The organism is Actinocorallia longicatena, assembly GCF_039534125.1.
Taxonomy (GTDB): domain Bacteria; phylum Actinomycetota; class Actinomycetes; order Streptosporangiales; family Streptosporangiaceae; genus Actinocorallia; species Actinocorallia longicatena.
This window is the reverse complement of the sequence record NZ_BAAAUV010000019.1, coordinates 40,246-51,193: the sequence shown is the minus strand read 5'-3', so window position 1 is coordinate 51,193 and position 10,948 is coordinate 40,246. Positions and strand designations below refer to the sequence as shown.

General features: G+C 71.6%; 9 protein-coding genes. 6 read left to right on the top strand and 3 right to left on the bottom strand.

Features of this window, described 5'->3' with window-relative positions; translation table 11 throughout:
* Positions 1-738, bottom strand: a complete 738-nt coding sequence (locus ABD785_RS29375) for a sensor histidine kinase (protein ID WP_344834792.1) — start codon at positions 736-738, stop codon at positions 1-3.
* A gap of 57 nt (positions 739-795) precedes the next feature.
* On the bottom strand, positions 796-1,626 hold the full coding sequence (locus ABD785_RS29370) for a hypothetical protein (protein WP_344834790.1): 831 nt from the start codon (positions 1,624-1,626) through the stop codon (positions 796-798).
* 695 nt (positions 1,627-2,321) lie between these two features.
* Between ABD785_RS29370 and ABD785_RS29365 the strand changes: the two genes are divergently transcribed.
* Entirely contained in the window at positions 2,322-4,907 is a 2,586-nt protein-coding gene (locus ABD785_RS29365) for a valine--tRNA ligase (RefSeq protein WP_344834788.1), read from the top strand.
* 875 nt (positions 4,908-5,782) lie between these two features.
* Here the strand turns inward: ABD785_RS29365 and ABD785_RS29360 are convergent.
* A complete protein-coding gene (locus ABD785_RS29360) occupies positions 5,783-6,154 on the bottom strand; it encodes a sigma factor (RefSeq protein WP_344834786.1) in 372 nt (123 codons plus the stop codon).
* A 175-nt stretch (positions 6,155-6,329) separates the two neighbouring features.
* Here ABD785_RS29360 and ABD785_RS29355 point away from each other — a divergent pair, with 175 nt between their 5' ends.
* The 5 genes from ABD785_RS29355 to ndk all read left to right on the top strand — a co-directional run bounded on the left by ABD785_RS29355 (position 6,330) and on the right by ndk (position 10,727).
* The gene (locus ABD785_RS29355; protein ID WP_344834783.1) at positions 6,330-6,848 is read left to right on the top strand and encodes a hypothetical protein; all 519 of its coding nucleotides are present in this window, start codon (positions 6,330-6,332) and stop codon (positions 6,846-6,848) included.
* 92 nt (positions 6,849-6,940) lie between these two features.
* A complete protein-coding gene (locus ABD785_RS29350; RefSeq protein ID WP_344835070.1) occupies positions 6,941-8,296 on the top strand; it encodes a bifunctional folylpolyglutamate synthase/dihydrofolate synthase in 1,356 nt (451 codons plus the stop codon).
* 210 nt (positions 8,297-8,506) lie between these two features.
* A complete protein-coding gene (locus tag ABD785_RS29345; RefSeq protein ID WP_344834780.1) occupies positions 8,507-8,824 on the top strand; it encodes a DUF4233 domain-containing protein in 318 nt (105 codons plus the stop codon).
* A 108-nt stretch (positions 8,825-8,932) separates the two neighbouring features.
* The gene (locus tag ABD785_RS29340) at positions 8,933-10,297 is read left to right on the top strand and encodes a hypothetical protein (protein WP_344834777.1); all 1,365 of its coding nucleotides are present in this window, start codon (positions 8,933-8,935) and stop codon (positions 10,295-10,297) included.
* Between the two features lie 19 nt (positions 10,298-10,316).
* Positions 10,317-10,727 (top strand): nucleoside-diphosphate kinase, encoded by a 411-nt coding sequence (ndk, locus tag ABD785_RS29335; protein WP_344834775.1) that lies wholly within the window; start codon positions 10,317-10,319, stop codon positions 10,725-10,727.
* Positions 10,728-10,948: the final 221 nt, after the last annotated feature.

Below are 10,948 nucleotides of genomic sequence, written 5' to 3'. Positions count from 1 at the left end.
CTATTCCTTCTGGCGGGAGGGGAGCAGGGGGAGTCTGGCGATCACGGCGGTGCCCCCGCCGGGTCGCGGTCCTACGGTGCACACGCCGCCGACCTCGGCGGCGCGTTCACGCATGGCGGCCAGGCCGGCGCCGTCGGGGCATTCGGGGCGCAGGCCCCGTCCCGGGTCGGCGACGACGAGATGGAGGGCGTCGGTTCCGCGGCTGAGACGGACCAGCGCCCAGGGAGCGAGGGAGTGCCTGCTGACGTTGGTGAGGGCCTCCTGGACGATCCGGTAGGCCGCCACCTCGACGGCGGCGGGCAGCTCGTCGAGCTGCCCGCCGAACTTCACTTCGATCTTCATGCCATCGACGCCCTCGGCCAGGCCCTGGACGGCCGCGGCCAGGCCCAGGTCGTCGAGGGCGGGGGGCCGGAGATCGGCCACGAGCTCCCTGATGTCGCCGATGGCCGCCGCCAGCCGCTCACGCAGGTCGATGAGCAGCGGCCCGATCCGCTCCGGTGCGGTACCGAGGGTCAGCCTGGCGGTGTCGAGGGCCATGGCGAGGCTGGCGAGGGTGGAGCCCAGCCCGTCATGGAGGTCGTGGCGGAGCCGGCGGCGTTCCTCCTCGGCCGCGGCCACGATCCGTTCCCGTGATCTCTGGAGCTCGCTCGCGCGCACCTCAGCATGCGGGGCCCGCCGCCGCGTCACCAGGACGCCCACGACGAGCCCCGCGAGGAAAGCGACGAGCCCGATGGTCATGCCGACCACGATGCCGTACGGGTCCCGTCCCCGGTAGGGACGGGTGTCCCGACCGGGTCAGGCCTTCTTCTCCACGTCCGGCCGGATCTGCCGCATGATGTCCGACAGCTGGGACCAGCCGATCGCCTCGGTCGAACCGGCGGCGACGTTCGGCAGGCCCATGAGCATGCCGAGCGTGTAGTCGGTCTTCCAGTAGCAGAGGGGGATGGTCACGGTGGCCGCGGTGATCTCCGCGCACTTGGCCGTGCCGGCCCCGCCCGAGGTGGTCTCGTGGAAGGTGACCGTGGTGCCGGCGGCACCGCTCTGCAGGCCCTTCTCGAAGCTGCCCGCATCATTGATCTTGGAGGTGGCGGTCACGCCGATGAACGTGACCTTGTTGCCGCCCGCGTCGTAGGTGTTCGTCACGACCTTGCCGGGGATGCTGCTGCCGACCTGCTGCTTGAAGCCGTTGACGATCGCGGTGCTGGTCGAGTCGTTGGACTGCGGGTAGCCGCCCGCGCTCGTCGGAGCGGAGATCGTGTACTTGGAGCCGCTGGTCGAGCCGCCGCTGAGGGCGACGACCGCGATGACCGCGACGATGATCAGTACGACGGCGCCACCGAGGATCAGCAGCAGCGGACCGCCGTTGGAGCGGCGGCGCTGGGCCGGGATGAACGGAGGCGGCGTCTGGGCGCCGTAGGGCTGCCCGAACGGCGGCGGGGTCGGCTGGCCGAACGGGGGAGGCGTGGGCTGCCCGTAGGGCTGCTGCTGGGGCTGCCCGTAAGGCTGCTGGGGCTGCTGCGGCTGCCCGTAGGGCTGCTGAGGCTGCCCGCCGTAGGGGGGCTGCTGCGGCGGTTGCTGACCGCCGCCGTAGCCGGGTTGCTGGGGCGGAGGGGTCCAACCGCTCATGATGTTCTCCGGGGGTGATGCTCGCTCTGTCTCGGATTCATCCTGTCCTACCAGGCGATCCCTGTCGCCCTATCAGACGTCGATCCTTGCCGCCAGGTTCGCGGCACCCCGCCGGGCATCCCCGGGCGTGCCCCGCCCTGATCGGTCCCGCCGGTTTATGTGTCACTTATCACCCGCGAGATGATCCGGGCGCCGGATGAATGGCGAAAAAGCGAAGAGGGAGAGGCTGGAAGCGGATCGCGATGGCGGGAATCATCGCAATTGTTCCGGGCCGGTCCCGTACCCGGAGATCGTGGCTCCGCGCCGGGGTGGCGCGCGTCCGCGGCGGCCGCCGCGCCCCCGTCGGCAGGGGCGTCCGCGCCGCCGCTCCCCGGGCTCGCCTGCGGAGGCGCGGCCGGTGGGCGGGCCCGATTCGGCCGCCTCGCGGAGGGTCCGGCCGTTCTCCGGAGCCGTGGAACCGGGGCCGGGCCGTCCGCGCGGCGCGTTCTCCGGCCGTGCCGTCCGTTCGTTCTCGTCCATTGCGCCGGATCATTCCGGGCGTCCGGGAGAGAGGCCGGTGAATGGCGGGTGGAGCCATTCCGGTAGCGAGCAGAGTGTGACTTAGATCACATTGCGCCGAGGTCGGGGGCCGTCGGCCGGGCGGGGTCCGGTGAGGCCAGCGTGCGACCGCGGCGGCGGGCCTAGAATCGGGTTTCGTGACCGAGTCCTCGTTGCCCACCCAATATGCGCCCGCCGACGTCGAGGGAGACCTCTACGAGCGTTGGACCTCGGCCGGTCTGTTCACCGCCGACCCGAGCCGCAGCCCCGAAGCGCCCGCTTACACCATCGTGATCCCGCCGCCGAACGTCACGGGTTCGCTGCACATGGGACACGCCCTGGACCACTCGATCCAGGACACCCTGGTACGGCGGCGGCGGATGCAGGGATACGAGGCGCTGTGGCTTCCGGGCATGGACCACGCGGGCATCGCCACCCAGAACGTGGTGGAGAAGCGGCTGCGCGCCGAGGGCAAGACCCGTCACGACCTGGGCCGGGAGAAGTTCCAGGAAGCGGTCTGGAACTGGAAGGCCGAGTCCGGCGGATCGATCCTCGGGCAGATGCGGCGCCTGGGCGACTCCGTCGACTGGACCCGCGAACGCTTCACCATGGACGAGGGCCTGTCCCGCGCCGTGCTGACGATCTTCAAGCGCCTCTACGACGACGACCTCATCTACCGGGCCGAGCGGATCATCAACTGGTGCCCGCGCTGCCTGACCGCCCTGTCCGACATCGAGGTCGAGCACTCCGACCGCGAGGGCGAGCTCGTCTCGATCAGGTACTCCGACGACATCACGGTGGCCACCACCCGCGCCGAGACGATGCTCGGTGACACGGCCGTGGCCGTCCACCCGTCCGACGAGCGGTACGCCCACCTCATCGGCACCGAGATCGAGCTGCCGCTGACCGGCCGCCGGATCCCGGTCGTCGCCGACGAGCACGTCGACCCCGCGTTCGGCACCGGCGCCGTCAAGGTCACCCCGGCCCACGACCCGAACGACTTCGAGATCGGGCGCCGCCACGACCTGCCGTCGCTGGTCGTCCTGGACGAGCACGCGCGCGTCACCGCCGAGGGTCCCTTCAAGGGCATGGAGCGCTACGAGGCGCGCGCCGCCGTGGTCGAGGCCCTGCGCGGGGAGGGGAGGATCGTCAAGGAGGTCCGCCCCTACACCCACTCGGTCGGGCACTGCTCGCGCTGCCAGACCGTGGTCGAGCCGCGGGTGTCGCTCCAGTGGTTCGTCAAGGTCGCGCCGCTGGCTCAGGCCGCCGGCGACGCCGTCCGTGACGGCCGCGTCGGCATCGAGCCGGCCGAGCTGTCGCCGCGCTACTTCGCGTGGGTCGACAACATGCACGACTGGTGCATCTCCCGCCAGCTGTGGTGGGGTCACCGCATCCCGGTCTGGTACGGCCCGGACGGCGAGCAGGCGTGCTTCGGCCCCGACGAGGAGATCCCCGAGGGCTGGACCCAGGACGGCGACGTCCTCGACACGTGGTTCTCCAGCGCCCTGTGGCCGTTCTCGACGCTCGGCTGGCCCGACGAAACACCCGACCTCCAGCGCTTCTACCCGACGTCCGTGCTGGTCACCGGCTACGACATCCTGTTCTTCTGGGTCGCCCGGATGATGATGTTCGGGCTCTACGCGATGGACGGCGTCGCCCCGTTCAAGACCATCTACCTGCACGGCATGGTCCGCGACCAGTTCGGCAAGAAGATGTCGAAGTCGTTCGGCAACGTCGTCGACCCGCTCGACTGGATCAACACCTACGGCGCCGACGCCACCCGCTTCACGCTGCTGCGCGGCGCGAACCCCGGCGGCGACGTCCCGGTCGCCGAGGAGTGGGCGCAGGGCTCGCGCAACTTCTGCAACAAGCTGTGGAACGCCACCCGCTTCGCGCTGATGAACGGCGCGCACGTCAACGGCGACCTGCCCACGGCCTACTCGACGGTCGACGGCTGGATCCTGTCGCGGCTCCAGACCGTCATCGGCGACGTCGACCGGCACATCGAGGCGTTCGACTTCGCCAAGGCGGCCGAGACCCTCTACCACTTCGCGTGGGACGAGGTCTGCGACTGGTACCTCGAGCTCGCCAAGGTCCCGCTGATGAACGGCGGAGACGAGGCCGAGGCCACCCGGCGCGTCCTGGGCGAGGTGCTCGACAAGCTGCTCCGGCTGCTCCACCCGATGATCCCGTTCGTCACCGAGGAGCTGTGGATCGCCCTGACCGGCAGGGAGACCCTGGTCCGAGGCACGGCGTGGCCGGTCGCCGAGCAGGCCTACGCCGCCCCGGACGCCGAGGCCGTCATCGCCTCGCTCCAGGGCCTGGTCACCGAGGTCCGCCGGTTCCGGTCCGACCAGGGCCTCAAGCCGGGCCAGCGGGTCGCGGCGAGGCTGGAGTTCGGCGACTCGCCGCTGCGCGACCACGAGGAGGCGATCCGGTCGATCCTGCGGCTGACCGCCCCCGACGCCTCGTTCGCGGCCACGGCGACGTTCCCGGCGGAGGGCGTCACGGTGGAGCTCGACACCTCGGGCGCCATCGACGTCAAGGCCGAGCGCGCCCGGCTGGAGAAGGACCTGGCCGCGGCCCGTAAGGACCTGGCGCAGACCTCCGGCAAGCTCGGCAACGCCGACTTCGTGGCCAAGGCGCCCGAGGCGGTCATCAACAAGAACAAGGCCCGCCAGGCGGCGGCCGAAGCCGACATCTCCCGGCTGGAGTCGCAGCTCGCGGCGCTGCCCGCCGCGTAGAGCACGGACGAGGGGCCCCGGTGATCGCCGGGGCCCCTCGCGTTTTCAGTAAGCGGTCGCGGCGGGCGGGGCGGGCTCGGTGTCGGACCAGCCGGCCGACCTGACGATCCAGGTGCGGATCACGAAACCGGGCTGCTGGGACCTGTAGATCCCGGCGGGCCTGGTCAGGACGTCGCGGTCGCCCAGGTAGGTGCCGTCCAGGGCGAACATCAGCTCGGTCCTGCTGCCGTAGGGCTGACGCGCCTCGCCCTCGCCGCCGCGCTCCGCGGCGAGCGCGAAGCCCGTGCGGCCGAGGGGATCGGTGACGCCCTCGATGCGGGTGACGCCGGGCAGCGAGGGGATCATCCGCAGGATGGCCGCCTGGAGCCGCGGCGGGATCGGCGCGTCGGCCAGGTCACCGGAGACGCGCAGCAGCCGCTGGGCGTCGGTCACCGGGAACGGGGTGGCGTCGGTGTAGCGCTTCAGCAGGGCTTCGGGACGGGTGTCGACGGCCTGAAGGTCCTCGAGCGTCGCGCCGTATCCGACGGGCTTCTCGCAGCCGGTGCCGCCGGAACTCCCCGGGCACGGCGTCCTGACCATCTTCCCGTTCTTCTCGAAACCGGTGAACGGCCAGCGTCCGCCCGCTCCGGCCTGAGGTCCGTCGGCCGTCCAGGGGCCCGGCCGGCCGGTCCGGTAGGCGGCGTAGTGGTCGTTGGACCAGACCCGGAAGCTCGCGGGGGCGCCCGCCCTGCGCCAGGCGGCCTTGTCGGCGGCCGTCAGCGGGCCCGCGGGCAGGTCGCGCAGGGAGAACAGGTCGCCGCCGCCCTTCCTGACGGCCGTCCACCGGAACGTCTCGGTCGTCGCGCCGCTGATCGCGTCGCTGCCGGTCGGGACCTTCACCACGTAGGACTGGGTCTGGAGCTGGTCGGTGCGCCAGTACGCGCCGAGCGGGCGGGCCTCGAGGCGTTCGGCGGCCACCAGCAGGACGTCGGTGGAGCCGAGCCTCCGCTCGGGCACGGGGGGAGCGGCCGCGCCGTGCCCGACCACCGCGATCCCCTGGCGGGATCGAACGTGGTCCTTCTGCGGAACGCGGCGAGGAACGCCTCGGCGGCGAGGTCGTCGGCATGCTGCGGGCCGAGCCGGCCCGCGAGGTAGCCGTGGATCGCCTCGAAGTGGCGGTGGTAGATCTCGGTGAACGCCTCGGGCTCGCTCAACGATCTGCGGACGACGTCGGCGTCCTCCGTCCGCACGTCGGGAGGGGCGGGCATCCTGGCACCTTTCGTCGACGGCTCTCGACCGGTACTCCACCGAAGCCGCGAATCCTTTCATTTCCACTCTCACCGGCCTCTCAGGCACCGCTCAGCCGCGGTTCAGGGCGGCCCGGCACCTTGGAGTCACAGGGGAAACGCGGCCTCGGGCCGTGGTGAGACAGGGAGAGACGGCATGAGTGAAAACCGGAACGTCACCGAAGGCAGCCCGGAGGAAGCCCGTGCCGAGCAGGGCGCCGGGGAACCGACCGCGCAGCAGCCGGCTGCCGCGCCGGTTCCCCCGGCTCCCGGCTACGGATATCAGCTTCCCCCGCAGTCCGGCGGGTCCAAGGTCCGGTTCGGCCGGCTGATCCGCAGCTCGGCCGTCCATCTGGCCGGGGCGGGACTGATCGGCGGTCTCGTCGGCGGCGGCGTGGTGGCCCTCTTCGACCATGACGGCGGCCGCGGCGGGCGCCCGGCCTTCAGCCGCGACGCCGGTGGCCAGGGCTTCGGCAACGGCGGGGGCCCGGGTGGCGGGGGCGGTGGCGGCTTCGGGCGCCAGCGGACCCTGCCGGGCCAGGGGCAGCAGAGCGTCCCGGGCCAGAACGGACAGCAGCAGACCGTCCCCGGCCAGAACGGCGGGCAGGACGGGCAGACCCCGCAGGACGGGCAGACCCAGCAGGACGACCAGCCGACCACGGTCGTTCCCGGCTGAGGAGCGGAGCGCGGGCCTTTCCGCACGGTCCGGCCGGAACGGGCCGATAGCCTGGGGGAGTGACTGAGTACCGGGGTGTGGTGGGCGCGATCATGGCGCGCGGGGTCGAGTGGCAGTTCGATCCCTCGCTGGAGCGGATCAGGGATCTCCTGGATCTGCTCGGGTCGCCGCAGAACGCCTACCCGGTGATCCTCGTCGCGGGGACCAACGGCAAGTCGTCGGTCACCCGCATGATCGACTCTCTGCTGACCGAGCGGGGCCTGCGGGTCGGCCGGTTCACCTCGCCGCACCTTTCGGAGATGCGGGAGCGCATCTCGATCGACGGGGAACCGCTCGGCGAGGAGCGCTTCGCCGAGGTCTACGACGACGTGGCGCCCTACCTCGAGCTGATCGACTCCAAGCATCCGGTGCGGTTGTCGTTCTTCGAGACGCTGACGGCCATGGCCTACAGCGCCTTCGCCGACGCCCCCGTCGACGTCGCCGTGGTCGAGATCGGCATGGGCGGCACCTGGGACGCCACGAACGTCGTCGAGCCCGTGGTGGCGGTGGTGACCCCGATCGGCCTCGACCACACCGACTACCTCGGCGACACCCTCCAGGACATCGCGCTCGAGAAGGCCGGCGTGATCAAGGCCGGGAGCGTCGTGGTCATGGCCCAGCAGCAGCTGGAGGCCGCCGAGGTGCTGCTGCGGCAGGCCTCCGAGGTCGGCGCGCAGATCGTCCGGGAGGGGCTGGAGTTCGGCGTCGTCCGCAGGGAGCTGGCCTTCGGCGGGCAGGTCCTCGACCTGCGCGGGATCCACGGCGAGTACGACGAGGTCTTCCTGCCGATGTTCGGCGAGCACCAGGCGGCCAACGCCGTGGTCGCCCTGGCTGCGGTCGAGGCGTTCGCCAGCGGGGCCCCCACCGGCGGGGCGCTCGACCCCGACGAGGTGACGCGCGGCGTCACGGTCTCGGCGTTCGAGGGCGACGGCAGGCTCGACCCGCTGCTCGTCCGGGAGGGTTTCGCGAAGGCCACCTCCCCGGGACGCCTCGAGGTCGTCAGGACCGGCCCGACCGTGATCCTCGACGCCGCCCACAACCCGGCGGGAATGGCCGCGACCGCGCAGGCCGTCACCGACTCGTTCGGCTTCGAGCGGCTGGTCGGCGTCGTGGCCGTGGCCGCCGACAAGGACGTCGCGGGGATGCTCGCGGAGCTCGAGCCGCTGCTGGCGGAGCTCGTGGTCACCCGCAACTCCTCCCCGCGCAGCATGCCGGTCGAGGAACTGTCCGAGGTCGCCGAGGGGATCTTCGGTGCCGAGCGCGTCCACCGCGCGGAGCGTCTCGACGAGGCGATCGACCGCGGTGTCGGCCTGGCCGACGAGGGCGGGGAGTACGGCGGGTCCGGTGTGCTGATCACCGGCTCGGTGGTCACCGCGGGTGACGCCAGGGTCCTGCTCAAGGTCCGATAGGGACCGTCCCGGCCGGATCCGTGCGGGCGCGGACTCCGTTGAATGGCCTTTCGTGGTCGTTCGTATGTTTTTGCCGTGCATCGCTCGGGAATGGCGTCCGGCGTTCGCCATGATCGTGATCTTCCGGGGCGGGGCCGGGGGCGGGTCGGGCGTGTCCCGGGCGGGCGGTAAGTTGTCTGCGACGGCCAGTGGACTACCGAAGGTGTTGTGATGCGGCGGCTCTGCGCGATGATCCTGACGTGCGAGGCGATCATTATCGCGTTGGCGATTCCGGTGGCGATCGCCGTCGGGCACACCGGCGGCGCGCTGGCGGGGGGCGTCGGCGGGGCGCTGGCCGTGATCTCGCTCCTGCTCGCCGGGACCCTCGGACGCCCGTGGGGCCTCCACGCCGCCACCGCGTTCCAGGTGCTGATCCTTCTGACCGGCTTCGTCGTGCCGACCATGTTCATCCTCGGTGTCCTCTTCGGGGCGCTCTGGGGTTATGCCCTTTGGCTCGGAAAGAACGTGGAGAACGCGCAGCCGCGCTAAATTGGCGGACTTCTGGAGGGCATCCGGGAGTCGATCATTGCCCACAAAACGGGCACAATTCCTCTTTCTCTGAAATTGGCCGGATGCCGCCTTTCGGAGGAGAATCCCGTGAACAATTCCGCCTTGGTGCGGTTCGCCCCCGTGGTCGTCGCCCTCGTGACGATTCCCGCGGGCGTGCTCGCCGGCAACAACCCCATGCCGCTGTTCGCCGACGCCGCCGCACGCGATCTCGGCGGCGCGGCGATGGGCGTCATCCAGGCCGCCAACCTCGCGCTGCCGGCGCTGCTGCTGGCCGTTCCCCTCGGGGCCGTGGCGGTCCGCCGGTACGCCGCCGCGTTCGTCCTCGCCGGGGGCCTGTTCCTCCTCCTCGCGGGCCAGCTCGCCGCCCAGTACGCCGGGAGCGTCCCTGTCTTCGGGGCGGCCAGGACGCTGGAGGGCTTCGGCGCCGGCCTGCTCTTCCCCGCGGTCCTGACCCTCTGCTGGCAGCGCAGGACCCGCCTGTCGCTGGCCGCCTTCGCCGGGATCCTCGTCGCCTCGCTGATCGTCTGCGTGCCCCTCACGCTGGCCGTCCTGCCCGACGAGGGGATCGCCTGGCGGACGGCGCTCACGCCCGTCCCCTGGCTGGTGGGGCTGGCCCTCGCCGCCGCGGCCGTCGTGGTCTTCCTGCGCGGCAGGGACGTCACCGCCGCCCCGATGCGGGCCGCCGAACGCACCCAGCTCCTGCTCCCGCTCGTCCCGGCCGCCGGGTTCGCGTTCCTGTCGATGATCGCCGCAGGCGACCTCTGGGCGCCCGGAGTGACGATCATCATCGCGGGCCTCGCCCTGGTCGCCCTGACCGGGATGGCCGTGGTCGGCAGCCGGGACACCACCACCGGCAGCCCGCTCGGGACGGCCCTCGTCATGGTCGTGGTCGGCCTGCTCGCCCAGCCCGTCGCGGGACCGCTGGCCGGAGTGTCGATGGCCGAACGCGGCGTCGACCTCACGACCGTGGCCGTCTTCGCTGCGGGCGGGGCGTCCGCGATCGCCGCGGCGCTGGCGAGCGTCCGGCTCGGGGAGCGGGCCGCCGCCCGCTCGGTCACGATCGGCCATCTCTGCGCGCTGGCGGCGATGGCCGCGCTGCTGCTCACCGGCGCCGACACCGCGACGGGGCTGCTGGCCGTGCCGCTGGCCCTGCTCGGGGCCGGGCTCGGGCTGGCCCTGGCCTGCTCCCTGCGCGGCGCGCGTCTCGGATCGGCCCTGTTCGGACTGACGCTCTGCTTCCCGTCCGTGCTGGTCGGGCACCTGCTGTGCGGGTCCCTGGAGATCTCCAGGGTCGCCCGGATCGAAGACCGTTCGGCGGCACTCGCCGAGGGGTTCCGGATGTGGCTGGTCGTGGCGGGGGGCGTCGCGCTGGTCCTGGCCGTGGTGATCGTCCTCGTGGCAAGGCGCCGCGACACACGGACTCCGGATAGTCTTTCCACCGCATTCCACTAGACGAAACTGGAGTTAATCCGTGTCCGAGCGCACTCTGATCCTGGTCAAGCCCGACGGCGTACGCAAGGGCGTCGTCGGCGAAGTCGTCGCGCGCATCGAGCGCAAGGGCCTGAAGCTGGTCGCCCTGGAGCTGCGCACCCTCACCACCGCGGTCGCCGAGGAGCACTACGCCGAGCACAGCGCGCGCCCGTTCTTCGGTGAGCTCGTCGAGTTCATCACCAGCGCCCCGCTCGTCGCGCTCGTCGCCGAGGGCCCGCACGCCATCAAGGCCTTCCGCGGTCTCGCGGGCGCCACCAACCCGGTCGAGGCCGGCCCGGGCACCATCCGCGGCGACTTCGCCCTGGAGATCGGCGAGAACATCGTGCACGGCTCCGACTCGCCCGAGTCCGCCGCCCGCGAGATCAAGATCTTCTTCCCCGAACTGGGCTAAGGTCTGTCGAACAGACCCACAGGAAGGCTCCCTGAAGAAGGCTTCGAAGTCTTCGCCGGGAACCAGCAGACGTTCCGCACCGCGCGCCGTATCATCGGGCGCGCGGTGCGGCCGTGTTTACGGCTCCTTCTCTGGGGCACGGCAGTCGTTTTGCGGGAAACTTACTCTCCACTGCGCGGATTTTCGGGCAACGCGCGTTGCCCGGCACACTGCCGGGGGAC